Genomic DNA, 25,140 nt, shown 5'->3' with positions numbered 1-25,140 from the left:
CGTGTCCGACGCTCTTGACCCAAATCGTGACTACAGGCTGACACGGCGGCAATTCACCGCCGGGTTGGCTTCGGTTTTCCTGTCAGCAGAAGCAATAGCAAGCACGCGAACGCAAAAGCTCGCCGTGCTGGACTGGGGATGGGCGGAAAGCCTTCTCGCTCTGGACTTTCAGCCATTCGCCGTCGCCGAGGCTCCTCTTTACGGCGACCGCATCGTGACCCCTGCACTCTCGACAAACACGATCGACCTTGGCCTCAGATCATGGCCGAACGTTGAACTGCTCAGAGCCCTGAAACCAGATCTGATTCTGTCTCAAGCAGGATATGGTATCTCCGCTGAACGTCTCCGCGCGATTGCACCAACCCTCGCGATGCCGCTTTACAGCCCCGCGCGGCAGCCATTGCTAGCAGCGGAAAACGCCCTTAACGAAATTGCACATCGCATTGGCCGGCAAGAGCTCGCGACACGTTATTTGGAACGATCCTATGCCAGATTGGACACGATAGCCCACAATTCCAAGGACTACGACGGGTGCCCTCTTTTGATCATCAAGTTTACGGACGATAGGCTTGTCGATATCTACGGCGCGGGTGGCTTATTCGATGATGTCCTGAAGCGGATCGGCATCGCCAACGCGTGGGATGGCAAAACCAATAACTGGGGCTTTGCCACGGCAGGATTGGAGGCGATCGCCCGCTATCCCGAGGCAAGACTGGTCATTATCGAACCGGGTCCACCCGGATCTTTTTTGCAAAGCGCGCTGTGGAACGCCCTTCCGGCTGTCCGGAAAGGTCGTGTCTCGATGATACCACCCACGTGGGTATTTGGAGCGTTTCCATCAGCGATGCGGTTTGCCGAAGTTCTGCGACAGAGTCTCGGCATCGCATGACAAACCGTTTGATCACCCCGCCGCGCCTCGTCTTTATCATCACGCTGGCAGCGATCGCGCTCCACGCCATTGCCATTTGTCAATATGTATCGATCTTCGACCTTCCAAGTACCTTTTGGCAGCCGGACCCGGCTTCGTTCGAGCAGATCTATGTCCATTTTTCGATTATTCCCCGGATACTCGTCGCTCTGCTGGCCGGTGGCGCACTTGCTTTCATTGGGGCAATATTTCAGCAGCTCCTGAAAAACCCGTTGGCAGAACCCTCGACGCTCGGCATTCTTTCGGGCGCTCAGTTGGCGATCACCCTCGTTTCCCTTTCCACTGTTGCTGTTACAGCAGGCCAGCGCGAGATGGCGGGACTGGCAGGGGGCCTTATCGCTGTCGCACTCGTTGCGGGACTCGGTAAGGCGTCAAACTTCGCACCGTTGACACTCCTTCTTTGCGGCATGGTCATCAGTTTTTCCGCCGGCTCGGCCTCCGTCATCCTAGCCTTGTTCCACCACGAGTATCTGCGAGGGGTGTTCATCTGGGGAAGTGGTTCACTCATCCAGAATGACTATTCCAACGCGACCGCATTGGCCCTACGCATGATCGTGCTGATACCGGTGCTGCTGCTTTTCTTTCGACCACTTTCAATTCTCGGTCTTGATGAAAGCCGTGCCCGTAGCCTCGGACTATCCCCGGGTGGGTTGCGCGCTGCGGTACTGTTTATTGGAACCGTGCTGTCAGCTGTTGTTGTCGCCCGCGTCGGCGTCATCGCATTTGTCGGCCTTGCAGCCACCAACCTTGCCCGAATAGTTGGCGCTCGAACGCTGCGCCAACGATTGCTGTGGGGAGGATTACTTGGTTCCGCCCTACTGCTCCTCGCGGACAGTCTGGTGCTTGCTGGAGCGCCGGTCGTCGGTGAGGTGCCAACGGGTACCGCCACCGCAATCATCGGCGCTATAATGATGTTGGTGCTCATCAAACATGTACCCCACTCCGTTGACCAGCTTAACAGCAACACCTTGAACCAAAGAGAGAACCCTCTGGCAGGCGGCTTCTTGCTCGCGGGTTGTGTTGCTATTGCGGCCGTTACCGCATTGTTCTCGCTGACGGAGAGCTTCACAGCTGGCGGGGTGGAAACATCCCTGTTGCTTGCTGGTCGATGGCCGCGAGTCCTGACTTCAGCCAGCGCCGGCGCAATGCTGGCCATTGCGGGTGCCGTCACACAAACGATAACGCGCAACCCAATAGCGAGCCCGGAAGGGCTCGGAATCAGTGCCGGAGCCGGACTTGGGATCATCGCAGCCTTCTTCGCCGGAGGAATGGCGTCGCCAATTTTGCCGCTCGCTGGCGGCGTAGTCGGTGCAGTCGTTGCGTTTGCGATCATTTTGGCGGTGGCAAAAGGGAAAAGCTATGCGCCTGGACCTGTTCTTCTGTCCGGCATAGCCATCAGTGCGCTCGCGACGGCGATAATTTCGCTCATTGTCGCGAGTGGCGATCCGCGGGCAAGTTACATTTTGGCATGGACTATGGGACCTACCTTTCGTGCAACCAGCGTCGTCGCAAGCATCGCTGCAGTGTTGGTTTTGATCGGGCTGGCTATCTCGCCACTCTTGCGCCGCCCGCTAGAAGTCTTGCCGCTTGGGGACGGCACGGCACGCTCTCTTGGACTCAATCCGGCGCGATCCCGCCGAATGCTTTTGCTGTTCATTGCCGTCCTGACGGGAGCTGCGACAGTCATTGTTGGCCCGTTAAGCTTCATCGGCATGATGGCACCGCACATCGCTAGAGCGGCTGGGGCACGCGGCCAAATCCGCACGCTTCTTACCGCGAGCGCGATCGGCGCAACGCTGATGATCTCGGCCGACTGGTTGGGACGGGCTGCTGACTTTCCATATGAGGTTCCCGCAGGTGTCATCGCCGCCTTTATCGGGGGGCCATACTTTCTCTGGGTGATCCGCTCGCGGGGCAGACACAGCTCCAGGTTCTCAAAGAGGTAACCGCCTTGGTTCAGATATCCGAAGACAGCAAAACAAGAACCTTCTCAAGCGCACCCCTGTTTGAATTAGAACAGGCCAGTTTTTCCGTTGGAACTCGGGTTTTGCTCGAACCACTGACAGTAAGTTTGCCAGCACGGCGAATTATTGGCCTGATCGGGCACAACGGCTCTGGCAAGTCGACATTGGTCAAGCTCCTGGCTCGCCAAAATCCACTCACTGCTGGCAAGATTTCGTTCGATGGCAAATCATTGAATGAATGGGGCAGCAAGCCATTCGCCCGTAAGGTGGCTTATTTGCCTCAGCAGGCACCACATACCCCAGGGATGCTTGTGAGTGAGCTCGTCGCGCTCGGACGATATCCATGGCACGGCGCTCTTGGTCGGTTTGGCCCGGAGGACAAAACGATGGTGGAGGAAGCAATGAGGCTGACCGACGTTGCGCGGTATCGCGCCCGCCTCGTTGATACGCTTTCAGGCGGGGAGCGGCAGAGGGTATGGCTCGCGATGCTGGTTGCGCAAAACCCCGACTGTCTCCTCCTTGATGAGCCGACCTCCGCCCTCGACATCGCCCACCAGATCGACATTCTCGCGCTTGTTCGCCGACTGGTTGACGAACGTGGACTTGGGGCCATCGTCGTGCTCCATGACGTGAACATGGCAGCTCGCTTTTGCGACGAAATCCTGGCACTTCATTCTGGAAAACTCATCGCGCGCGGGAGGCCAGAGGAGATCGTGTCTCCGGATCAACTGCAAGCAATCTATGAGACTAAAATGGGGGTCATGCGCCATCCTGATAGCGGTATACCGCTGGCATATCCTCGGTAAACCAGCCGCTCGTCGGCAGGATGCTTTGAGTAGCAATCCATGCAGTTAAAGGCATACGAACCGTCGACATCACTCTTCGACGCAGCGAAATATTGCTGCGTCCCTTCTTGTTGGAAGACCATGCGCGTACTTGGTTCGACACCGTGATCGCTCACCACCCATGAGACCGGTAAATCCTTGCAGGTCTCATGGGAAGAGGTTGGAACGCTTACCAAAGCTGATGGACGTGAGGAGCAATGCGGTTTTCGTAGATAGTTTTGATTGTCTCCATCGTTGATGGCGAAAGCTCGGCGATACTGCTCCCCAAGGCATTGGCATTCGCCTGTTCGGCGCTCTTGGCTCCTGGAATGACCGTGCTGACAGCCTCGTTCATGAGAATCCAGCGCAGAGCAAACTGGGCCATAGTCACGTCATCGGGAACAAGCTTTCTAATATCCTCAACGACCTCAAGTGCCACGTCGTAAGGTACGCCAGAGAATGTCTCGCCCTTGTCGAAGGCTTCTCCGTTGCGATTGAATGCCCGATGGTCATCGGCAGCAAACGTCGTCTGGGCGTTCATCTTCCCAGTCAACAGACCGGATGCGAGAGGGACCCGGACGACGACCGCAACACCCTTCCGCTTGGCCTCTCGGAAGAAGAGATCGGCTGGTCGCTGCCTGAAAACATTGTAGATAATCTGGATTGACGCCACGCCTGGATATTCAATCGCCTTGAGGCCTTCTTCAACTTTCTCGACGGAGACACCGTAATTCCTGATCTTTCCTGCCCCGATCAGCGATTCCAGTGCTTCGAAAACATCGGGGCGATAGTACACCTCCGTTGGCGGGCAATGGAGTTGAAGGAGGTCCAGGCAGTCCGTTTCGAGGTTCTTGAGTGACCTGTCGACAAACGAGGTCAAGTTCTCTTTGTTGTAACCCGCGGATACGTGCGGCGACAGGCGACGTCCTGCTTTCGTGGCAACGAATGGCCTTTCACCGCCACGTTCCTTCAGAACATGAGCAATGATCCGCTCTGATCGCCCGTCACCGTAAACATCGGCGGTGTCGATAAATGTCGTTCCTGCATCCAAGGCAGCTTTCAGCGCTGCGCGCGCATCCGCTTCGGAAACATCGCCCCACGAACCGCCTATCGCCCAGGCACCGAAGCCGATTTCCGAGACCAAACGTCCCGTCGTGCCAAATTCTCTATAGTTCATGTGTATCTCCTTATGGCATCAATTGTCCGCCGTTGACCTCGATGACCTGCCCGGTGATGTACCCGGACATTGCCTCTGAGGCGAGGAAAAGGAACGCGCCGACGCACTCCTCCGGCGTCCCCTCCCGTCCCATGGGAATGGTGGTTCTCTGTGCGGCCATGATTTCCGCCGATGTATACCGGTCGTGAAATGGTGTCTTGATCAGGCCAGGGGCGACCGCATTGACCCGGATCCTGTCCTTGATGAATTCCTTGGCCTGTCCTCGGGTCAGACTGCTGACGAAAGCCTTGGCTGCTGCATAAAGAACGGCACCACCGCCGCCGCCGTTTCGGGCCGCGATCGACGTGGTGTTGATGATGAACCCACCCCCGGATGCAACGAGATGGCGATGAGCCGCGACGCTTGCCTCCCAGAGTGACTTTGCATTCAGCTCCAAAACGCGGTCGAAATGCTCGGAAGTGGCTTCTGTGGTCGGAACTCTCCCCAACATTCCGCCCGCATTGTTGATGATGCCATCGAGCCCTCCGAGAAGACGTGATGCCTCGTCTACGACCTTTGCGCCCATACCTGGGGCACCAAGGTCTCCCTGAACGAGCACCGTATTTTCGGAATGCTGCCCCTGCAGCATGGCGGCCGCTTCGCGGCTTTCGTTGAAATGAATGGCGACGCGAGCACCTTGCGCGGCAAAGGCCGATACGGCCGCCGCACCGATTCCAGTCGAACCTCCTGTTACGAGGACACGCTTGCCCTTTAGATCACCGAACACAAAGCCATCGAACATGTTACTTCCTCCACGAATTCTCCCGACATGTCATAGCAATTGCCACGCATCTCGCCGCATGATTTATGATGAAATCCATTCATTCTATCGATGAAAGACAGGCATCATGGATTTTTTTGAGCGGATCGATCTGGCAGATTTGAGACTTTTTACGACCATCGTGAGGAGGCAGAGCTTCAAATCTGCGGCAATCGAGCTTGGTATGACGCCGTCGGCAGCCAGTCACGCGATGCGGCGTCTGGAAAGTCGGCTCGGGGCAAAGCTGTTGAACCGCACAAGCCGGGCCGTAGCACCAACGGACCTTGGTGTTGAACTCGCATCCCATCTCGCCGAAGGCTTCGATGTTATTGGCGCGGCACTGCACTCGCTAAGAGCACCCGGTGCTGCCAGGTTCGGCGAGCTTCGCCTCAACGCATTTGCCGATGCTGCCCATCTGCTGATCGCGCCTGCGCTGCCCGAGTTCGCACGGCAGTGTCCGGATGTCAGAATAACGGTTGTCGTGGAAGATCGTCCGATCGATATTGTCGCTGAGGGATATGACGCAGGCTTCCGCTACGGCGACACGGTACCGGAAGACATGGTTGCGTTGCCGCTCACCGGCCCGCAGCGTTGGGTGATCGCGGCGTCACCTGCTTATTTGCAGGCACGAGGCACTCCGAACACAATCGACGAACTGGCTCAACATACCTGTCTGCAACTCCTTCTTGGCGATAACGCCGCATTCAAATGGGAGTTGTCGGACGGTACCGAGACCGTAAGGTTGCGATTGCCCGGTTCTGTCACCATCAATGACACGGCCACCACCATAGCGGTGGCAAAGGCTGACGTTGGATTGGCATATGTGTTGGAGGCGCGGATTGCGGACGAGATCAGAGACGGAACCTTGAAGGTGGTCTTACCTGACCATGCCTCTCCGGGTGAACCATTCCATGTTTATTATGACAGCCGCCGCCACGGCCACCCGGGCCTACGATCCTTGGTCAACATCATTCGCCAGCAGAACGGTCTCACCAGATTGTTCGACGAGAGAGGCGCTATGGCTACCCCCTGAACATCAGCGATGGCGCGGCAAGGCAAGAAATCGGCACTGATCGCGTACCCATTAGTCGTGTTGTCGCACATTTGACGATTGCCAGCAGCGTACTGAGCATCATTCAGGTGAAACGACCATATTCATCTGAAAGCTTGCGGGCACCAGCGATGGTCCCATTGAGAATTGCCGCTCTGTCAACTTCGCTTGTCCCCGACATGAATGGAACACTCAGGGCCGCAATCACTTCGGCACCTTTGCCACGGATCGGCGCTGCGTAAGAGCATACGCTTAGGCTATATTCGCCCGGATCTTCGGCCCACTCTCGTTCCTGAACAAGACGCATCTCACGCTCGAACTCATCCATGTCGACAATGGTCCGCTCGGTGAGCGATGGCCTGTTGCTACCCAAAAGGCGCTGACGTAGCTCAGTTTCTAGGTAAGCCATTAGCACTTTACTCGCGCCACCGGCATGAAGAGGCAAATATTCGCCTATGCTGTAACTCATTGCATGTGGCGTGCGTGCACTGGCACCAGCAACCACCATGATTGCGCCTCTCTCCAGCACCGAAATCTTGCATGTCTGGCCGATGTCGAGCGCAAGTTTGTCGAGCGTGGGTTGCAGGAACCGCAACCGCGAAATGAAGTCGGAGCCCGGCGTCACTTTTTCAGCAAGCTGCAGAAGTCTGCCACCAAATGCAAAGCGCCCAGCCGAAACCTCGCGCAACATGTCGCACTCGATCAATGAGTTCAGCAATCGATAAACCGTGGAACGCGCGAGCCCTGTCCTTTCCACAAGTGCTGCCTGTGAAACGGCATCGCCGGTGCTCTCGATAACCTCAAAAATCTGCATCATTCGTTCAATTGTTGGATTGCTGTTCGGCATGCGGCGTCCCTGTGTCTTGACGGATGAATAAATTTCAGGCTAATGTTCAAATAAGAAACATATTAGTTCATATATGAACCTTTATGACATGTCCAGCAAAAAAAGCTGGTTGGGAGGAAAAGTTATGAGAATCGCGATGTGCCTCGAGCCGGAGGTCAACTCCAAATGGCATTACGGTCGTGAAATGGGCGTTCTTGACGGCGTTACCATTCGTGATGTGACCACAGAGGTTCCGATCTGGGAGCTCCCCACTCTGGCGCGTGTTCAGCAGTCGTATCAGGATTTCGGCTTCAAGATCGGCGTTGTTGAAGGCTGGGTTCCAATGAACAACATCAAGCTGGGCCTACCTGAGGGTGAGTTGGAGTTGGAGCGCGTCATCCGCGTCATCGAAAACATGGGTGCGTTGGGCATCGAGGTCTTCTGCTACAGTTGGATGGCAAACTACGGTTGGATGCGTACCTCATCCACGACGCGCCTGCCTGGCGGAGCGCTGACAACGAGCTACGACCACTCCATCCTCCAGAAGGATCAGCGCGCGCAAGGCGCGGTTAGCGTCACCGAAGACCATCTATGGGGTACGCTCGAAAACTTCATAAAAATTGTCACACCGATTGCCGAAAAGGCGGGCGTAAAACTTGCGATGCATCCCGACGACCCGCCACTGTCGCCTCTCCTCGGCGTTGGCCGCATCATGCGCAGCATCGATGCTTTCGAGCGTTTGCTCTCGCTATCCGACAGTCCCGCCAACGGCATTACGTTCTGCCAGGCGAATTTTGCAGCCATGAACGCTGATGTCCCAGCCACGATCCGCCAACTCGGGCGTGATGGCCGCATTCACTTCGTGCATTTCCGTGACATTGAAGGCGATGCCGAGCACATGACCGAGGCTTTCCACGGTCAGGGCAAGACAGACATGTACGCCACTATCAAAGCCTATCGCGACATTGGCTTTAAGGGCGTCATGCGGCCAGACCACGCTCCTGTCATGTGGGGAGAGCCGAACGCCAACCCCGGTTATGAAGGTCTGGGGCGCATTTACGCGGTCGGCTACATGCGCGGACTGATGCAGGCGGCGGAAGCCGAAGCAGCAAACGCGAGGTAATCACCATGGCTACGTCATCGGTTCCAGCAGGCTTTTCCAGCCCGCCACTGCCTTCGCGCAAACGTCGCCACAAACCGGATTGGCTGGTGGCGTATCTCTTCCTTGCGCCTGCCGCTGCAATTTTCGCAGCTTTCGTCGCCTATCCGCTGATTGACGGCATCTCCACGGCATTCACCAGCCGTGCCGTTGCACAGCCAGGTGTTTTTGTCGGCCTGCAGAATTTTGCAAAACTGTTCGCCGACCCACAATTCAGGCTCGCGGCCTGGAATTCTCTGGTGCTCACCATCGGTACGGTCGCTGTTAAGCTCGTTCTCGGTCTGACATTTGCGGTGCTGTTGTCCCAGCCTATGCCCATGCGCGGCGTGATCCGGGCGCTCGCATTTCTACCGTGGGCCGTGCCCGGCATGATCGCCAGTCTCTCTTGGAAATGGATTTTCGACGAACAGAGCGGCGTTCTTCAATATCTCGTCTTTCTGCTGGGGCTGTCTGACAAGCCGGTCTACTGGTTGTCCGACCCCTCCGTCGCTCTCTTTGCTGTTGCCATCGCAATGGTTTGGCAGGGTCTGCCGTTCTTTACGATGATGTTCGTGGCCGCACTGGCTTCTATTCCGTCCGATCTCAACGAGGCCGCCGCAATCGATGGCGCGGGCATCGTTCGTCGCTTCTTCTCTGTCACGTTACCTCAGATGCGCGGTGTCATGGCCGTCACCTTTATGCTGTCCACGATCTGGACATTCAATTCCTTCGAAATGGTCTTCGTGCTGACGGGTGGCGGTCCGGCGGGGCGCACGCACATCATGCCGACACTGGCCTACGACTTCGCCATAGCCCAGAGCCAGCTCGGCCTCGGTTCGGCAGTCATCGTGTCGGTCGTGCCGGTGTTTGTCATCCTGATCTTTCTGCTGACCAAACGCATGCTCAACCGGGACGGAGAATAAGACCATGGTGGAGAGAAAAAGAACCAAGCTCATTCGCAATATTGTGACCGCAATCGGCATCCTGATCGCCCTGTTCTGGTCACTCGCTCCGGTCTATTGGGTCGTCGTTACCTCGTTCAAAATCCCGCGAGAAATCTACGCGCTGCCACCAACGCTGTTCCCGCATGAGCCGACGCTCGAGAACTATCGCGAAGCCGTGTTCGGCTCACCGTTTCTTCGCTATCTCTTCAATAGTTTTGTGGTTGCCGTTGGGGTAACTATGATTTCAGTATGCCTTGGCGCTTTGACCGCCTATCCGATTGCCCGCATGAGGTTCAAGGGTCGCGTCAACGCCGCTCGTCTCATCGTCGCTGCCTATCTGTTGCCACCATCGCTTCTGTTCATTCCGCTGTTTCTGGTGTTGCAGAACCTCGGCCTCATCGATACGCGCCTTGGCCTGATCGTCGCTTATCTGACATTCACCGTGCCGTTCTGCACATGGATGATGATCGGCTACTTCCACACGATCCCGATGGAGTTGGACGAGGCTGCGCAGATGGATGGCGCAACTCGTCTTCAGACGCTGATCCGTGTGGTGTTGCCAATCGCCACACCGGGCCTTGCCGTGGTTGCGCTCTTTGCCTTCACGCATGCCTGGAACGAGTTCCTGTTTGCGCTGGTCTATGTTTATTCGGATCAAGCGAAAACCTTTACGGCCGGCCTCTCCGGGCTGGTTATGGGCGACACTTTCATTTGGGGCCAGCTCATGGCGAGCTCGGTTCTGGCGATCATCCCCATACTCATCATCTACCTTGGTGCCCAACGCTACATTGTCGAAGGACTGGCAGCGGGAAGTGTCAAAGGCTGAGACTTTTATCAACCTGAGGAGGACATGACATGATAAAATTTAAGACGACATTGATGGCGTCCGTACTAGCGCTATGCGCCGCTACGGCAGCCAATGCAGCAGATCTCACGGTTTGGGGCCTGCAAGCCTTCAACAAGGACGCCGACGCGCTGATCGGCCAGATGGCGAAAGACTTCGGTAAAGCAAAGGGCATCGACGTCCAATATGTCGTCGTTCCCGCAAACGTCCTGACCGAACGTCTGGCCTCTGCCTTCGAAGGCAAAGCTGCACCAGACGCCTTCATGCAACTCGGCCAGAATTCGCAATATTATGCGCAAAGCGGTTTGACCAAGCCTGTCGATGATATTCTCGCATCCATGCGCGCCCGTGACGGCGGGGTTTATGAAAATATGGTTCCGCAGGCCATCTATGAGGGTCACGCGCACTCCGTTCCGATTGAAATCGACCTTGTGCCGATGTTCGCACGCAAGGACCTGATCGCGGAAACCGGCTTGCCGGTTCCCGAAACCTGGGAAGACCTGCGCAAGGTCAGCCAGGCTATCATCAAGAAAAACCCACAATATGTCGGTCTTGGTATTCCACTTTCCAATGCAAACGATGCTGAATCGCAGCTTCGCATGCTGTTCTGGTCGTTTGGTGGCGCGATGTTCTCCGAAGACAGCAAAAGCGTGACATGGAATTCTCCCGAAACAGTGGCCGCATACCAATTCATCAAGGACATGTATGAGGAAGGTACTATTACCCGTAACGTCGTGACATGGGACGACGGCGGCAACAACACGGCCTACCAGACAGGGCGCGCCGCATTCATCATGAACCCGCCAAGCGTCTATTCCTGGATGGTCGAAAACGACAAGAAGCTGCTCGAAAACTCGGTTCTGATCAACATTCCGAAGGGCCCGGGCGAAAAGGGACGGTCCGCAACGCTTCTCGGCTCTTTCTCCTGGCTGGTCAGCAGCCAGACGAAGCAGGAAGCGCTTGCCAAGGAATGGATCCAGTATTTCTTCCAGTCTGAGAACTACGAGAAGCTGATCCAGACCACCGGTGGCCGCTGGTATCCGATCTTCCCGGCACTGGCAAAGTCCATGCCGCTCTTCAAGGACAATCCATCCTTCGCAAACTTCGACAAGCTTGCAACAGATGGCCTGACAATCGGCTTCAAGGGTGCCCCGACCCCGCTCGCATCGCAGGTCTATACCGCCAAGATCCTCTCCTCATCCGTGCAGCAGATGATCGTTGACGGCAAGTCTCCGCAGGATGCCGCAGCCTGGGCGCAGGCCGAAGTCGAAAAGCTGGCTTCTGCAAAGAAGTAGTCACTGATCGTCGGGCAGAGATATGTCCCTGCCCGGCTCCCAACCCTCTTTAAAGATGCAGGATCTCCCATGCAGATACCGACAATTGTCCGCCCTTCCAAAGACCTGATCCGGGCGCTTGCCGAAGTCGGCACTGCGACGCTGAGCGGTGAAATGAGTAAAATCGGCATTCGAGATGCGCATATTTGCGGACCTGTTTCCGTTTCTCCCGGCAAGACGATTGCCGGTCCTGCGCTGACCTTGCAGTTTCTTCCCAAGCGCGAAGACGTTTATGACGTCGATGAGTACGGCAACCCGGAAGCGCAGATGCACCGGCAGGTTCTATACCAGGTCGAAGAAGGCGATGTCGTGGTGGTCGATGCGCGGGGCGATATGCGCAGCGGCGTTTTCGGGGAAATGATGATCACCTATCTGCAGGGCCGCGGTGGTGCTGGCGTCATTGTGGATGGCTGTATTCGCGACACCCGTAAGGCGCGCGACATTGGCCTGCCGATGTGGACCCGTGGCTCCACCCCCAATTTCCATACGCAGACAAGTCTGTTTCCACACGCCGTAAACGTTCCCATCGCCTGCGGCGGTACGCTCGTCATGCCAGGCGATATCATTGTTGCGGATGATGATGGCGCGATTGTCGTGCCCATAAAATTTGCCGAGCAGGCGCTGAAGATCGCGAGCGAACATGCGGAGTGGGAAGACTTCTCTCGCCTTCGCCTCTCGCAGGGTGGCGATCTGCGCAAATATTACCCCCTCAAGGACGAAGTACGCGCCGAATACGAAGAGTGGCGCGCGGCTCAGTCCGCCACGGGTCTGTAAAGAGTAACGGGAGGAAAATCATGTCTGGAATTTCGTTACAGCAGATCAAAAAGTCGTTTGGTGCCGTTTCGGTGCTTCACGGCGTAGATCTCGACATCGCCAAAGGGGAGTTCGTCGTATTCGTCGGGCCCTCCGGCTGCGGTAAATCCACGATGCTGCGCATCATTGCAGGTCTTGAAGAAATCACATCTGGAACGTTGAAGATCGGCGACACTGTCGTCAACGATGTTCCGCCTGGCGAACGTGGCATCGCCATGGTTTTCCAGTCCTACGCGCTATATCCGCACATGTCGGTTTACGACAACATGGCCTTCGGCTTGAAGGTCAGCGGCATGGCAAAAGCCGAAATCGACACACGCGTCCGCCGCGCTGCCGAGATGTTGCAACTCACGCCCTATTTGGACCGCCGCCCGAAGAACCTTTCGGGTGGCCAGCGCCAGCGCGTGGCTATCGGTCGTGCCGTCACACGTGATCCGGAAGTATTCCTGTTCGACGAACCCCTGTCGAACCTGGATGCGGCCTTGCGGGTGGCGACACGTATGGAAATTGCCAACCTGCACGAAGCGATGCCGGATACAACGATGATCTACGTCACCCACGATCAGGTCGAGGCCATGACGCTGGCAGACCGGATCGTCGTGTTCAATGCTGGCCGGATTGAGCAGATTGGTTCGCCGATGCAGCTCTACGATAAGCCACACAACCTTTTCGTTGCACGTTTCATCGGTTCGCCGGAGATGAATATCGTTACGGCAAAGCTACAGAAGAAAGACGGTCGTGCTGAAATAGCCATCTCGGGCAATATCATCGATGTAACGGACCGTAGGGACCTGGTATCTATTGCAGACAATTCGGATATTAGCGCCGGTATCCGGGCCGAACATCTTTATCCCGCGACCGCAGAGACTGCGAGAATTAGGGGCAAGGTCGTCCACAGCGAAAAGCTGGGCGAAGTCACCATCGTTTATCTCGATGTCGGTGGCTCGGCATCTGTCGCAGCGAAACTGCCCGGCGTCTCATCTCCTCGAAAGGGAGATGAGATCATGCTGACGTTCGATAACGCAAACCTGCATTTCTTCGGAAGCGATGGTCTAAGGATGTGAGTGAATTAACCGATCAAATGCTGCTTCCCGGAGACGCTGAAACTGAGAACGCGTCTCTTTCATCGAATAGCTCCTTACCGTGCCAGTCATCAAACCTTTAGACGGCGTTTTGCAGGAAGTGGCAGATCCGCCACGGTCGAACTCAGACATCGACATAATCCTGAAGATTGCAGTGACCCTACTCGCCTCGGTGACCCCGTTCAGACAGCCGGCTCGGCACATAGGCATCACCCTGTCGCCCCTTAACACTGAGGAAAGCGGACGAAAACCGCAGCTAGCTTCCGAGCTCCGATCAGCAAGTATGCAAAACGAAAAAGCCTGCCGCGGGAGGAGGTGCGGCAGGCTTTCAGAAAATAACCGAACAGCGACTGGGAGGAGGAGTGCCGCTGTTACCACAGACATCCCTTGGGAGGAGGATTGGGCCGTCTGAACTTGAAGCTATGCGGGAGGATGTGCAACGCTTCGATGAAAACCAAGATACCTATTTTCGCAGCACATTAAATAGACTTTACTGCAGCACAGTTATGCGAAAAACGCACGCCTTGTTTCTGATGAGAGCGATCTCCAGCACAGTGCCTAGTGGCGACCACACACAAAAACGCCCGCGTCGTCGGCGGGCGTAATGTCATTCAAGACAGCTTGGGTCAGTTGCTTAGCGAGCGACCGACTGGCGAGCAACGCTGTGGATGTCGGCGCGATTGATACCGAGGTCGTGCAGTTCGCGCGAGCTCATGCGGCCGAGTTCGGTAACGGTCTGACGGTACTTGCGCCAGTTGTTGAAGGAGCGTGCTACGTTCATGATTGATCCCTTTCGTGAGGTCTCTTGACGCCAGCAACCTTGCTCTGGCTCCAACGTCGTTTCGATGATTGGAATATAGCCCCATGGCGGCACGTCGATAAGACACAAGGTCTCAAGTCGGCTATGCGCTCAAAACATGGGTCCGATCAAAGATAAGCTGAAGGAAGCGAGGAGTCCTAAGCTATTCGACAGACTGCCCGGAGACGCGGGTGACGTCTTTCAAAAAGTTGCCGTGCTACGCGGGAAGGCACAGGACTTGCGGGCGGTGGGCTTGCCGTCCTCTCATATATTGTTGCCTAAGGAGGACATTGAAACAGGATATCTGATCCAGTTCATGCATGACTTTCCAACGGCTCGATGACCGATCAACGTCGTTTAAGCGTCCTGTTGCAATCTGCTCTCCCGGTTCGTACGGCTGTGGGATTTCTAGCCGATGCTGCCAAAGACGACGACCTCATGGTGCACTTTTGCGCCTGCATGAGTTTTTAAGACTTCTCTCGGATGACTTATCCAGCTGTGTCGTTATGACCATGGAATGATTTCGTATTTCTGATGCTTCTGAGAGGAAACCAAAACACCATTCCATTCGTATAGCCACCAGAACAGATTACAAGTTCAGCTGGCCCATCCTATCGATCGGCTATCGGAACACCGCAGACATCGTAGCCGATAGGCTCGACATACAAATGATTGGGAGTAGACATGGATTCTGGGCTCGCGCCATCGTCCGCGGTTTCTAGTGGCAAAAATGAGCTCACCCCTGAAGATGTTGAAGACGCACGCAAAGCCTTTCTTCTGAAACGTTTCTGGATCAGTGCGAGAGGATTTTGGGGTCGTGGTGGAGATGTCTTCGCTTGGGCAGCCTCACTGGGTCTTCTCATCATGATTGGCATCAATGTAGGCTTCCAATACGGCATCAACGTTTGGAACAGGGGCCTGTTCGACGCGATCGAACAGCGCAACGCAGCCGATGTTTATTACCTCGGCTCTCTTTTCCCGCCCTTGGTTCTGGGTAGCGTGGCACTGGTTACCGCACAGGTCTATGTGCGCATGAGGATTCAGCGGCGTTGGCGCACATGGCTTACGAAAGGCCTGATCGGGCGTTGGCTCGATAACGGCCGGTATTACCAGCTGAACCTGATCAAGGGCGACCACCAAAACCCGGAAGCCCGTATTTCAGAGGATATGCGGATTGCCACGGAAGCACCCGTTGATTTTACAGCAGGTGTGATCTCTGCATTCGTTTCTGCCTCGACATTCATCGTCGTGCTTTGGACGATCGGCGGTGCACTGACCCTGCCGATTGCCGGAACGGTCGTAACGATCCCAGGGTTTCTCGTCATCGCCGCCGTCATATACGCGACCATTACGTCGAGCTCGATTGCCTTCATCGGGCGGAATTTCGTACGCGTTTCCGAGACCAAAAACCAGGTGGAAGCCGAGTTTCGATATACGCTGACACGCGTCCGCGAAAACGGCGAAAGCATCGCCTTGCTTGGTGGTGAAGAAGAGGAGCGCGAAGACCTCGATCGCAGGTTCGCCAATGTCCGAAAGCAATGGAGATTGCTTTCGAACCAATATATGCGCACCACATTGGTATCTCACAGTTCGATGTTGATTGCCCCAGTCGTGCCAGTCCTGCTCTGCGCTCCCAAATTCCTGGATGGAAGCATGTCCTTGGGTCAAGTCATGCAGGCCGCGTCCGCCTTTACAATCGTTCAGGGAGCATTTGGATGGCTAGTTGATAATTACCCGCGTCTTGCAGACTGGAACGCCTGCGCACGACGTGTGGCATCGTTGATGACGTCGCTGGACGGGCTTGAACATGCGGAGAAGAGCGAAGAGGTAGGGCGGATCAAACGCGGCGAAACGACGGGTGCCACGATGCTCAGCCTTAACGATCTCTCGGTCTCGCTTGGCGATGGAACTGCGGTCGTGAAGGAGACAGAGGTTCAGATCGAGCCGGGTGAGCGAGTTTTGGTTGCTGGAGAGTCTGGTTCTGGCAAAAGCACTCTGGTGCGCGCCATTGCTGGATTGTGGCCATGGGGAGGTGGCAGTGTCAATTTTCATCCCGAACATCAATTGTTCATGCTGCCGCAAAAACCTTACATTCCGACCGGGACACTCCGCCGTGCCGTGTCCTATCCCCGCCCTGCCGACAGCTGGACGGAACAGGAAATCCACGCTGCGCTGGAAAAGGTTGGTTTAGGCCAGCTCAACGAAAAGATCGAAGAGGACGCACCATGGGATCACACCTTGTCAGGTGGTGAGAAGCAGCGTCTCGCCTTTGCACGGCTTCTGCTCCATAAGCCGAATATTATCGTTTTGGATGAAGCGACTTCCGCGCTCGATGAAAAAACGCAAGACAAAATCATGGGAATGCTCATTGAAGAGTTGCCCGACGCGACCGTATTAAGCGTGGCGCACCGTGTAGAACTCGAAGCTTTTCACACCAGAAAGATTACGTTGGAAAAACGAGAAGGCGGCGCCAAACTCGTTAGCGATGTCGGTTTGATGCAGAAAAATCGAAAAGGCAATACCCTGTCACGGCTGATAAAACGCGGACGCTCCCGCAAGAATTCAGGGAGATCGCAATGACATGCCGAACGTGCCGGGCCAATGAAAACCATCGCGTTGGGGAAAGCCTTCAATGACGAGGTTGATCTTCATTCTTGGCGATCAGTTGTCACCACACATTTCATCGCTTGTTGGTGCTAAAAAGGAGAAGGATACGATACTGCTGTGTGAGGTGATGACGGAGGCGACTTATGTCGGTCATCATAAACAAAAGCTGGCCTTCGTATTTTCGGCAATGCGCCATTTTGCCGATGAGCTTCGAGCCGATGGATATCAGGTTATTTATACCCGCATTGACGACAAGGATAATGCGGGTTCATTTTCTGGCGAGTTGAAGCGGGCAATCTCGAGGGTCAAGCCCGTTTCGGTCCGAATTACCGAAGCGGGAGAATGGCGTGTTCGGGCCGAAATCGAGTCCTGGAAAACCTGTCTGGGTATTGACGTCGAGGTTCGACCTGATGATAGATTCTTGTGCACACACGATGAGTTCGCGAACTGGGCTGGTGGCCGCAAGACGCTGACGATGGAATATTTCTATCGCGATATGCGCAGTAAGACCGGCTTGTTGATGAACGGCGATGATCCCATCGGAGGACGCTGGAACTTTGACGCGGAAAACCGCAACCCTGCACGCCCTGATCTCTTCCGCCCACAAAATCGCTCTTTCCCACCAGACGCGACAACCCGCGAGGTTATAGAGACAGTCGCCCGGCTATTCCCCGGCAATTTTGGTAGGCTCGACAAGTTCGGCTTTGCGGTCACGCGATCAGATGCAGAGCGCGTGCTGCAATCGTTTGTCGATGATTTTCTTCCCAACTTTGGCGCAACGCAGGATGCGATGCTGCAAGAGGATTCCAACCTTAACCACTCGCTGCTGTCATTCTACATTAACATCGGCCTCCTGGACGCTCTCGAAGTCTCTCGAGCCGCAGAGCGAGCCTATTTCGATGGCACTGCACCGCTCAATGCGGTTGAAGGCTTTATTCGCCAGATCATTGGCTGGCGAGAGTACATGCGCGGTATCTACTGGTTGGCTGGCCCTGATTACGTCGAAAGCAATTTTTTCGACAATACGCGACCTCTCCCTGACTTCTACTGGTCGGGTAAGACTGAGATGAATTGTCTGGCGACAGTCATCACGGAAACGATCGACCATGCCTACGCCCATCATATTCAACGGTTGATGATAACTGGTAATTTTGCCTTGATCGCGGGGATAGATCCAAAGGCAGTCCACACTTGGTACCTGGAGGTTTACGCCGACGCGTACGAATGGGTCGAACTACCCAATGTGATCGGCATGAGCCAATTCGCGGATGGCGGATTTCTCGGGACCAAACCATACGCGGCAAGCGGCAATTACATCAACCGCATGTCCGATTATTGTTCGACCTGCCACTTCGATCCGAAACAGCGGGTCGGCGTCAGAGCCTGTCCATTTAATGCGCTGTACTGGGATTTCCTTGCACGCAACAAGGCAAGATTAGCCGGAAACCCTCGCTTAGCTCAACCCTACGCCACATGGTCTAAAATGGATGACGGGGTCAAAGGAGGAATCAGACAACAGGCTGCGAAGTTCTTGTCCCAACTCCAATGATAGTCGACTACCAAAAAAGGAAACTGCTGCCGATATATAACATCGGGTGACGCTCACATAGACATCAGGAGAGGTATACTGGGCCGCAACATCTCCTGGACGGGTATCGTGAGGGGCTTGATATTCTGCATCCTTTAAATGTTGAGATTTATTGATTTTTTTTGTTATAGGGGCCTGAGCGCACGGAGACTTGCAAAAATCGGCTGCCTTGAAGGGATTCGAACTCCCAACATCCAAACTTAGCTATTCTAAACTGGAAAGGCTCCTGAATTTACAAATTCTAGTGACTTCATTCCGCCGCCACCTTCTCATCCGCCGTCCGACTTTCCCATTCCTGCGGCGTCAGCGTCTTGATATCGAACTGATCGCGGGTGCGGGTATAAGTGTGTCCACCCATGCGGCCGACGGCATCCATGAGCTGTTGGTCGATATGAAGGTTGGCCGCGTTGACAGCATCGCTGCGAACGAAGACGCCAACGACTTCGCCGAGAATGATTTCGCGGGCCGGACCGACCTGGAGGGTCGTGTGGCGGCGGCATTCCAGGGCAGCGGGAGCCGACAGAATACGCGGGCTGCAGACCATCTGGCCAGGCACGGTCGCGAGGCCCGCTTCTTCCATCTCGTCCACCTCGGGGCCGAACTTGATGGCACAGATTTCCATCTGGTCGACCAGCGCGTTATCGCAGATATGGACAGTGAATTCGCCGGTCTCTCTGATATTGCGGGCAGTGTCCTTGAAGCGCATGTCCGAATAGTTCTCGACGCCGATTGCGACGATGGCTGGATCATGGGTCAGGACATTGAAGAAGCTGAACGGGCCGGCGTTGGGTGTCCCGTCCTTGCTGACCGTCGTCACCAGTGCAATAGGGCGCGGGATGACGGTGCCTATGAGTATTTTGTAGCGTTCCCGTTCGCTGAGTTTTGCGAAATCGAAATGGGTGTGTTCGGTCATATCAGGCCTCGGCAGCGATACGGTGGGTTTCAAGCGGGGTGTGGCGGGAAAGGTTTTCGAACCCTTCCTTGGTGACGACATACATATCGCCGACATTACAGCCTGCCGACAACGGCTCAAGCCATTGCGTGTGCAGCACGAACGCCATGCCCTCTTCCATCCGGTCATAATTGTGGGATGAGATATTGAAGCTGTTCTGGCCACCAGCCATACCGACCGAGTGACCCAGATTGGGGTTATGCGGCCCATGCGTCGCCGGGTAAACATGCATCAAAGTGCGGCCCTGCGCCTCCCAGTCGATATTCTTGACATATTGGCGCGGGATCAGCCGCGCGCTGCCATCATCCATCGGTGCCCAATTGTACGGCATGGTGCGGGCTTCCGGTGAGGAAAGCATGCCGCGCTCAATCATTGGCTCGAAGGCCGCATTGTTGACATCCCGCATCAGCGCGCCGGGACGGATCAGCTTTTCGGCTCGTTTGACGCCTTCAGTGCAGGCCGCCAGCACCTCTTCCTGCCGTTTAGTGATATCACCAACCGCGATCATGCGCGCCGTCTGGGCGGTGTAACCGCGATAGGTGATGTTGGAGACGTAAAGATTGATGAGATCGCCCGGACGTGCGACATGGCCATATGGCTTGCCGCAATGGGTGCCGAACTCGTTGATGCCGATCTGATAGCCATCACCGGTCTCGCCGCCAAAGGAGAGCTGTGCCTGCGTGAAGGCGGCATAGATTTCGTGGTCGGTGATACCAGGTTTGGCGACATGATAGGCTGCCTGCGTGGCGATGCTGACAAGTTGGGCTGCCGCTCGAAACATTTCGATTTCGCGCGGCGAGCGCACTTTCTGCATGCGGTCGAGAATGGCATTGTCAGAAACGAATTTGCTTTTCGGCATTAACTCATAGAGGGCCGCCCAGAAGGTGAGCGAGGTACGGTCACCGATGCGTCCGATCTGCGCCTTCGCCAGGCCCATACCGGCCAGCAGTTCGGCACATTTTTCAGCCGTCTTGATCACGCTGTCGCCGGGACGATCGGCATATTCGCGGCCAATTGGACCGATCTGCCAGATGTCTTCTACCAGCACAGGCTCACCGCCCGGCGGCAGGAGCACAGATTGCGTGAAGAAGGACAAGAGCACCATCGGCTTGTCGGCATCCGTCGGGATGATCAGCACGCCTTCGCGCATCCAGTCGCAGATATAGCGCAGATAGTGGTTGGACGTATGGAACCAGCCGACGCCTCCGGTGTGGACGAGGAGCGCATCGTGGCCAGCTTCGACGGCCTGGCGGCGAATGCGGCGTAGGCGGTCCTCGAATTCGTCGATGGGTAGAGGCAGGGGTGCGACAAAGTCGAAATCCGGCTGGAAATCGGCAAGCAGCGATCCGATGCGATAGTTGCCTGCCTTATTGGCGTGTATGTTCATTGGGTATTCCTTCCAGAAGTATTTTTATTGGTTAGGTTGCCGGGATGGTGCCAGCACGCGCCTCGCCACCAGCATCACGATGAGAGTCAGTCCAATCAGGATTCCCGACATCGCGGCGACACGGACATCGAGAGACTCTTCGATCAGCGCGAACATGCGAAGCGGCAGCACGGTCGTTTGCGCATCGGCGAGAAAGAGCGAGATGGAGACGTTGTCGAGCGACTGAATGAAGACGAGGAAGGCACCAGCCAAAATGCCGGGTGCCAGCAGCGGCAGGATCACACGCCTCAACGTCGTGTACCACGTCGCGCCCATGACGGTGGAGGCTTCCGCCAGCGACGGGTTGATGCCCTGCGCAACAACGGATGCGGCACGGTACATAAGCGGCCCGAAGACGACGATATGGCCAATGACGGTCAACCAGAGCGACGGCTGGAAGCCGACGAAATTTGCCACGATCAGCGCCGCCAGACCATAAACAAGGCTTGGCAGAACGAGCGGTGCGAGCAGAAACGGCTCCAGCGCATTGACCGCGCGGCGTCTCATCCGCGCCATGCCGATTGTAGCAGGCACCGCAAACATCAGCGATCCCAGCACCGCAAGACCAGCGATTTTCAGCGAATTACCGGCTGCGATATGTTCTGTCCCTGAACGCACAGGATCGATCAGCGCCTCATACCACCGCAGGGAGAACCCCTCCGGCGGATATTTGAGTGTCTGGCCAGAGGTGAACGACATGGTGATGGCAATCACGATCGGTGCCACGAGATAGATCAGACTGAGACTGCCGAAACCGAAGACAAACGCTTTGTAGAGAAAAGTCGGGATCGGGTTTTCGCGATGATTATGCATGGCCGACAAGCCTCCTGTGACGGGAAATCATGGTCATGGCGACGAGAAGAATGCCGGTCGACAAAAGCAGGATGACGGCGATGGCCGAGGCCATAGGCCAATCGAACAGTGTGCCGACCTCGCGATAAATCAATTGCGGCACATAGACATTGCGCGCACCGCCGATGACGGCTTGGGTGACGAAGGACGCACTGGTGCTGGCAAAGACGAGGATCCAGCCTGCCAGCAGACCGGGCAGCATCATCGGCAGCAGAACCGTCACCAAGATACGCCATGGCCCGGCACCAGACACCTGCGCGGCCTCGGTGAACTGCACCGGCGTTCGCGACAGGATGGCGATCAGCGGCAGGATGATCAGGGGCAAGTCGATCTGGCACATGGCCATGACGAGACCTAACTCGGTGGAGAGCAGCGTGAACGGCCGCTCCGCAAGTCCAAGCGCCACGAAGGCCTCGCTGATCGGTCCCTGTCGTCCAAGAATGACGATCCAGGCGAAGGTTCTCACCACATTGCTAGTCAGCATAGGAACAAGCGTCAGGAAGATGATGATCTGCCGCGCAGTCTTGCTACTGTGCCAATAGAGCAGCGCAATGGGAATGCCGAGCAAGGTGGTGCTGGCGATGGTCTGGAGACCGAGTATGGCGGTGTTAACCAGCACACGGTAATTGAATGCATCGCCAAGAAAGCGCGCATAATTGTGCAGCGACACGCCGTCAGGGCCGATGAAGCTGAACCCGACAAGAACGGCGAGCGGCGTCGCAAAAAACGCCACCGACAGCAAAAGCATCGGGATAACGTATGGGAAACCGCTCGCTTTCATGTGCTTACCTCAACCGGCGACGAGAGCGTCGAACTGGCGGATCCATTCCGCACGGTTCTTGTTGATTGCAGCCCAGTCCGGATAGACCAGCGATGCCAGTTGTTCGCGCTTCACATAGGCCTCGATACCAGGTGTCAGTTCCACTTCCTTGTTGGTCGGGAACATCTCCGTCGGCGGCATTTTCAGCTTGTCCTGCGCTGCCTTGGAGATGGCCGCATCCATATAGGCATAGGCCGCATCCGGGTTTTTCGCACCCTTGGTCAGATGGATGTTGACGGGCGCCGCTGGCGAACCCGTTTCCGGTTGGACGAATTCGGCCTTCAAGCCCATGGACTTGAGACGCGCAACATTGCCGGTCGAGCACATGAAGACGGCGATTTCGCCCTGCTGGAACAGCGTCATCTGGTTATTGGTGCTGGCGACGACGCCCTTGATGTGTTCGGGATGGTCCTTGAACAGCTTGAACACGGCGTCCATATCTGTCGGGCCTTTGCCGAATATCTTGGCGATTTCGGTATAGGCCATGACGCCGGTGTTGGAGGCAAAACCAGTCCAGGAGACAAGGCCCTTGTAGACAGGGTTTTCGAACAGGTCGCGGTAACCCTTCGGCGCTGGCACCAGATCCGGGTTGTAGGCGATGCCGTTGACTTCGACCGTCACGGTCGGGCCGTACTCGCCCTGGAATGCAGGATCGAGCATGCTCCAGTTCCTGAGCTTGGACGGATCGATCTTCTGGATCAGATCATTCTCGATGGCGACGGCCATCTGGCCGGGCGACATCAGCAGTGTGTCGTAAGGCGGGTTGCCGGGGCTGGCCATGACCTTGGCCAACTGGTCCTGCGCCATCGCTGGCGCGACCGTCAGATCGAAACCGGCTTCTTTGACGAGTGGCGTCAGTACCGTGCGATAGCCGTCTTCCCAGTTGCCCGGAAAGGTCGCGGCAATTGCGGTGCCACCGGCAGCACGGGCTGCAAAGGGGGCGGTGACGGCTACTGCCGCACCAGCGGCAAGCAATCCGAAATGACGTCGTGTAATGTTGAAGTCCTGCATCTGTTCACCTCTGTTGTTGTTCATTCACTGGATGCTTCCGGTTCGCTCGGAAAGGCGTGACACCTTGCGGTGTCAATCTCGGCAAAGAGCTGTGCTCCCGGCTCGGGAATGAAGGTGGAAGGTCCGCGTACCTGCGAAGCTCGCAGGCCCGTTCCGTCCTCAAGAAGAAGATCATGGACGAGCGTTGGCCCAAGGGGCACGGACACTGTCAGCCGTGCTGGCAGTGCGAATTCGCTTGGGCTCGTTGAAAGACGGACGTCTTCGGGGCGGAAGGTGATGGTGACCTTGGAGCCAACCGTAAAGTTCAGGCGACGCGGCAGAACGAGTGTTCTGCCATTCGTGAGCGCAATGGTCGTCGACTCCGCATCCAGTCGCTCCACCGTGCCATGCAGCAGATTGGCCTGGCCGATGAAGGTGTTGACGAAAAGCGTCTTCGGCCGGTCATAGACGGCCATCGGCGTGTCGATCTGCTCAACATTGCCCTTGTTCATCAGCACCAGACGTCCGGCAAGGCTTTGCGCCTCTTCCTGATCATGGGTGACGATCAGTGTCGTGATGCCGAGCGTCTTCTGCAGATGCAGAAGCTCGACCTGCAAATCGAAGCGAAGCGCCCGGTCGAGAGCGCCGAAGGGTTCGTCCAAGAGTAGTAGCGAAGGCCGGCCGGCGATGGCACGGGCAACAGCAACACGCTGCTGCTGGCCGCCGGACAGTTCACGTGGCAGCCGGTTTCCATAACCGTTCAACTGCACGAGCGAGAGCATTTCCTCCACCCGTTCCCTGCGCTGTGTCCGTGGCATTCGCTGGCAGGCCAGTGGATAGGCGATGTTCTCAGCCACCGTCAAATGCGGAAACAGCGCGTAATTCTGGAACACCATGCCGATGCCGCGAGAGCGCGCGGACACGTTGGCGAGGTCCTGGCCACCGAGCTGGATCACGCCGCTCTTCGGCTGGATCAAACCGGCGATTGCCCGCAGCACCGTGGACTTGCCGCAGCCGCTCGGCCCCAGAAGTGCTACGATCTCGCCAGCCGCAACCTCGAACGAGATATCGCTGATCGCATTCTGTCCGCCATAGCTATGGGTCAGGCCGCGAACGCTGAGCTGTTTACCATCGCTTGCCTTCGAGCCCTCTGCCATTGATATCCCTTTGAGTTGCCTGCCGCCGTCAAAGTTTTCTGCGCCCGATGTTACGAGGCGAAGATGGGATCGATCAGCGATGTGCGTTTCTGTGTTGGTCATGCCAAAGGTTTTGCAAGCTGCGTGCCAGTTTGCGGTTTTCAACGGAAATCCATTATCAACATACTGATTAAAAATAATTATTTCTGTTTTCTATATTTACGAATATTCATAATAATATTAAAC

Annotated in this window: 22 protein-coding genes; 12 read left to right on the top strand and 10 right to left on the bottom strand. The window is 56.1% G+C overall.

Features of this window, described 5'->3' with window-relative positions; genetic code table 11:
- Position 1 precedes the first annotated feature (1 nt).
- Genes DSM25558_RS25330 through DSM25558_RS25320 form a run of 3 tightly spaced genes read left to right on the top strand, consistent with a single transcriptional unit; the run spans position 2 to position 3,698 of the window.
- Positions 2 to 889, top strand: coding sequence for an ABC transporter substrate-binding protein (locus tag DSM25558_RS25330; RefSeq protein ID WP_077107402.1), 888 nt, complete (start codon positions 2 to 4; stop codon positions 887 to 889).
- Complete coding sequence (gene fhuB, locus DSM25558_RS25325) at positions 886 to 2,874, top strand: Fe(3+)-hydroxamate ABC transporter permease FhuB (RefSeq protein WP_077107401.1); 1,989 nt, start codon at positions 886 to 888, stop codon at positions 2,872 to 2,874. Before DSM25558_RS25330 ends, fhuB begins: the two co-directional genes overlap by 4 nt.
- A gap of 14 nt (positions 2,875 to 2,888) precedes the next feature.
- On the top strand, positions 2,889 to 3,698 hold the full coding sequence (locus DSM25558_RS25320) for an ATP-binding cassette domain-containing protein (protein ID WP_077107410.1): 810 nt from the start codon (positions 2,889 to 2,891) through the stop codon (positions 3,696 to 3,698).
- Between the two features lie 208 nt (positions 3,699 to 3,906).
- Here the strand turns inward: DSM25558_RS25320 and DSM25558_RS25315 are convergent, their stop codons facing one another.
- Positions 3,907 to 4,893 carry an aldo/keto reductase gene (locus DSM25558_RS25315; protein WP_077107400.1) on the bottom strand — a complete coding sequence of 329 codons (987 nt, stop codon included), beginning with the start codon at positions 4,891 to 4,893 and terminating at the stop codon, positions 3,907 to 3,909.
- A 10-nt stretch (positions 4,894 to 4,903) separates the two neighbouring features.
- Positions 4,904 to 5,674 (bottom strand): SDR family NAD(P)-dependent oxidoreductase, encoded by a 771-nt coding sequence (locus DSM25558_RS25310; RefSeq protein ID WP_077107399.1) that lies wholly within the window; start codon positions 5,672 to 5,674, stop codon positions 4,904 to 4,906.
- 106 nt (positions 5,675 to 5,780) lie between these two features.
- Here DSM25558_RS25310 and DSM25558_RS25305 point away from each other — a divergent pair, with 106 nt between their 5' ends.
- Positions 5,781 to 6,725 carry a LysR family transcriptional regulator gene (locus DSM25558_RS25305; protein WP_077107398.1) on the top strand — a complete coding sequence of 315 codons (945 nt, stop codon included), beginning with the start codon at positions 5,781 to 5,783 and terminating at the stop codon, positions 6,723 to 6,725.
- Between the two features lie 103 nt (positions 6,726 to 6,828).
- Here the strand turns inward: DSM25558_RS25305 and DSM25558_RS25300 are convergent, their stop codons facing one another.
- Complete coding sequence (locus DSM25558_RS25300; protein ID WP_077107397.1) at positions 6,829 to 7,590, bottom strand: IclR family transcriptional regulator; 762 nt, start codon at positions 7,588 to 7,590, stop codon at positions 6,829 to 6,831.
- Between the two features lie 124 nt (positions 7,591 to 7,714).
- Here DSM25558_RS25300 and DSM25558_RS25295 point away from each other — a divergent pair, with 124 nt between their 5' ends.
- From DSM25558_RS25295 to DSM25558_RS25270, 6 genes are all read left to right on the top strand, one after another.
- Positions 7,715 to 8,692 carry a mannonate dehydratase gene (locus DSM25558_RS25295; protein ID WP_077107396.1) on the top strand — a complete coding sequence of 326 codons (978 nt, stop codon included), beginning with the start codon at positions 7,715 to 7,717 and terminating at the stop codon, positions 8,690 to 8,692.
- A gap of 5 nt (positions 8,693 to 8,697) precedes the next feature.
- Complete coding sequence (locus tag DSM25558_RS25290) at positions 8,698 to 9,630, top strand: carbohydrate ABC transporter permease (RefSeq protein ID WP_077107395.1); 933 nt, start codon at positions 8,698 to 8,700, stop codon at positions 9,628 to 9,630.
- A gap of 4 nt (positions 9,631 to 9,634) precedes the next feature.
- Positions 9,635 to 10,477, top strand: coding sequence for a carbohydrate ABC transporter permease (locus DSM25558_RS25285; protein ID WP_077107394.1), 843 nt, complete (start codon positions 9,635 to 9,637; stop codon positions 10,475 to 10,477).
- A 29-nt stretch (positions 10,478 to 10,506) separates the two neighbouring features.
- A complete protein-coding gene (locus DSM25558_RS25280) occupies positions 10,507 to 11,790 on the top strand; it encodes an ABC transporter substrate-binding protein (RefSeq protein WP_077107393.1) in 1,284 nt (427 codons plus the stop codon).
- 69 nt (positions 11,791 to 11,859) lie between these two features.
- A complete protein-coding gene (locus DSM25558_RS25275; RefSeq protein ID WP_077107392.1) occupies positions 11,860 to 12,603 on the top strand; it encodes a ribonuclease activity regulator RraA in 744 nt (247 codons plus the stop codon).
- A gap of 20 nt (positions 12,604 to 12,623) precedes the next feature.
- Positions 12,624 to 13,706 (top strand): ABC transporter ATP-binding protein, encoded by a 1,083-nt coding sequence (locus DSM25558_RS25270; RefSeq protein ID WP_077107391.1) that lies wholly within the window; start codon positions 12,624 to 12,626, stop codon positions 13,704 to 13,706.
- Between the two features lie 652 nt (positions 13,707 to 14,358).
- On the opposite strand, the gene DSM25558_RS25265 is transcribed toward DSM25558_RS25270, so the two are convergent.
- The gene (locus DSM25558_RS25265; RefSeq protein ID WP_077107390.1) at positions 14,359 to 14,505 is read right to left on the bottom strand and encodes a DUF1127 domain-containing protein; all 147 of its coding nucleotides are present in this window, start codon (positions 14,503 to 14,505) and stop codon (positions 14,359 to 14,361) included.
- Between the two features lie 702 nt (positions 14,506 to 15,207).
- Between DSM25558_RS25265 and DSM25558_RS25255 the strand changes: the two genes are divergently transcribed.
- Complete coding sequence (locus DSM25558_RS25255) at positions 15,208 to 17,103, top strand: ABC transporter ATP-binding protein/permease (RefSeq protein ID WP_077107388.1); 1,896 nt, start codon at positions 15,208 to 15,210, stop codon at positions 17,101 to 17,103.
- Between the two features lie 52 nt (positions 17,104 to 17,155).
- The gene (locus DSM25558_RS25250) at positions 17,156 to 18,679 is read left to right on the top strand and encodes a cryptochrome/photolyase family protein (protein WP_077107387.1); all 1,524 of its coding nucleotides are present in this window, start codon (positions 17,156 to 17,158) and stop codon (positions 18,677 to 18,679) included.
- A 289-nt stretch (positions 18,680 to 18,968) separates the two neighbouring features.
- On the opposite strand, the gene DSM25558_RS25245 is transcribed toward DSM25558_RS25250, so the two are convergent.
- The 6 genes from DSM25558_RS25245 to DSM25558_RS25220 are packed head-to-tail and all read right to left on the bottom strand — an operon-like array spanning position 18,969 to position 24,915.
- Entirely contained in the window at positions 18,969 to 19,631 is a 663-nt protein-coding gene (locus DSM25558_RS25245; protein ID WP_077107386.1) for a flavin reductase family protein, read from the bottom strand.
- Between the two features lies 1 nt (position 19,632).
- Positions 19,633 to 21,057 (bottom strand): M24 family metallopeptidase, encoded by a 1,425-nt coding sequence (locus DSM25558_RS25240; protein WP_077107385.1) that lies wholly within the window; start codon positions 21,055 to 21,057, stop codon positions 19,633 to 19,635.
- 24 nt (positions 21,058 to 21,081) lie between these two features.
- On the bottom strand, positions 21,082 to 21,909 hold the full coding sequence (locus tag DSM25558_RS25235; protein WP_077107384.1) for an ABC transporter permease: 828 nt from the start codon (positions 21,907 to 21,909) through the stop codon (positions 21,082 to 21,084).
- Positions 21,902 to 22,729, bottom strand: coding sequence for an ABC transporter permease (locus DSM25558_RS25230; protein WP_077107383.1), 828 nt, complete (start codon positions 22,727 to 22,729; stop codon positions 21,902 to 21,904). Before DSM25558_RS25230 ends, DSM25558_RS25235 begins: the two co-directional genes overlap by 8 nt.
- Positions 22,730 to 22,738: 9 nt before the next feature.
- Positions 22,739 to 23,779, bottom strand: coding sequence for an extracellular solute-binding protein (locus DSM25558_RS25225; RefSeq protein WP_077107409.1), 1,041 nt, complete (start codon positions 23,777 to 23,779; stop codon positions 22,739 to 22,741).
- A gap of 20 nt (positions 23,780 to 23,799) precedes the next feature.
- A complete protein-coding gene (locus DSM25558_RS25220) occupies positions 23,800 to 24,915 on the bottom strand; it encodes an ABC transporter ATP-binding protein (protein WP_077107408.1) in 1,116 nt (371 codons plus the stop codon).
- Positions 24,916 to 25,140: the final 225 nt, after the last annotated feature.

The organism is Agrobacterium sp. DSM 25558, assembly GCF_900100825.1.
Taxonomy (GTDB): domain Bacteria; phylum Pseudomonadota; class Alphaproteobacteria; order Rhizobiales; family Rhizobiaceae; genus Agrobacterium.
The sequence above is the reverse complement of the archived record's forward strand: the minus strand, read 5'-3'. Positions and strand labels throughout refer to the sequence as shown.

What these genes read in the sequence shown, in the direction of transcription:
- DSM25558_RS25315 (WP_077107400.1), bottom strand. Translation starts at nt 4,893, where the DNA reads ATGAACTATAGAGAATTTGGCACGACGGGACGTTTGGTCTCGGAAATC.
- DSM25558_RS25300 (WP_077107397.1), bottom strand. Translation starts at nt 7,590, where the DNA reads ATGCCGAACAGCAATCCAACAATTGAACGAATGATGCAGATTTTTGAG.
- DSM25558_RS25240 (WP_077107385.1), bottom strand. Translation starts at nt 21,057, where the DNA reads ATGAACATACACGCCAATAAGGCAGGCAACTATCGCATCGGATCGCTG.
- DSM25558_RS25230 (WP_077107383.1), bottom strand. Translation starts at nt 22,729, where the DNA reads ATGAAAGCGAGCGGTTTCCCATACGTTATCCCGATGCTTTTGCTGTCG.
- DSM25558_RS25285 (WP_077107394.1), top strand. Translation starts at nt 9,635, where the DNA reads ATGGTGGAGAGAAAAAGAACCAAGCTCATTCGCAATATTGTGACCGCA.
- fhuB (WP_077107401.1), top strand. Translation starts at nt 886, where the DNA reads ATGACAAACCGTTTGATCACCCCGCCGCGCCTCGTCTTTATCATCACG.
- DSM25558_RS25280 (WP_077107393.1), top strand. Translation starts at nt 10,507, where the DNA reads ATGATAAAATTTAAGACGACATTGATGGCGTCCGTACTAGCGCTATGC.
- DSM25558_RS25255 (WP_077107388.1), top strand. Translation starts at nt 15,208, where the DNA reads ATGGATTCTGGGCTCGCGCCATCGTCCGCGGTTTCTAGTGGCAAAAAT.
- DSM25558_RS25245 (WP_077107386.1), bottom strand. Translation starts at nt 19,631, where the DNA reads ATGACCGAACACACCCATTTCGATTTCGCAAAACTCAGCGAACGGGAA.
- DSM25558_RS25250 (WP_077107387.1), top strand. Translation starts at nt 17,156, where the DNA reads ATGACGAGGTTGATCTTCATTCTTGGCGATCAGTTGTCACCACACATT.
- DSM25558_RS25270 (WP_077107391.1), top strand. Translation starts at nt 12,624, where the DNA reads ATGTCTGGAATTTCGTTACAGCAGATCAAAAAGTCGTTTGGTGCCGTT.
- DSM25558_RS25310 (WP_077107399.1), bottom strand. Translation starts at nt 5,674, where the DNA reads ATGTTCGATGGCTTTGTGTTCGGTGATCTAAAGGGCAAGCGTGTCCTC.
- DSM25558_RS25220 (WP_077107408.1), bottom strand. Translation starts at nt 24,915, where the DNA reads ATGGCAGAGGGCTCGAAGGCAAGCGATGGTAAACAGCTCAGCGTTCGC.
- DSM25558_RS25265 (WP_077107390.1), bottom strand. Translation starts at nt 14,505, where the DNA reads ATGAACGTAGCACGCTCCTTCAACAACTGGCGCAAGTACCGTCAGACC.
- DSM25558_RS25275 (WP_077107392.1), top strand. Translation starts at nt 11,860, where the DNA reads ATGCAGATACCGACAATTGTCCGCCCTTCCAAAGACCTGATCCGGGCG.
- DSM25558_RS25305 (WP_077107398.1), top strand. Translation starts at nt 5,781, where the DNA reads ATGGATTTTTTTGAGCGGATCGATCTGGCAGATTTGAGACTTTTTACG.
- DSM25558_RS25290 (WP_077107395.1), top strand. Translation starts at nt 8,698, where the DNA reads ATGGCTACGTCATCGGTTCCAGCAGGCTTTTCCAGCCCGCCACTGCCT.
- DSM25558_RS25225 (WP_077107409.1), bottom strand. Translation starts at nt 23,779, where the DNA reads ATGCAGGACTTCAACATTACACGACGTCATTTCGGATTGCTTGCCGCT.
- DSM25558_RS25295 (WP_077107396.1), top strand. Translation starts at nt 7,715, where the DNA reads ATGAGAATCGCGATGTGCCTCGAGCCGGAGGTCAACTCCAAATGGCAT.
- DSM25558_RS25235 (WP_077107384.1), bottom strand. Translation starts at nt 21,909, where the DNA reads ATGCATAATCATCGCGAAAACCCGATCCCGACTTTTCTCTACAAAGCG.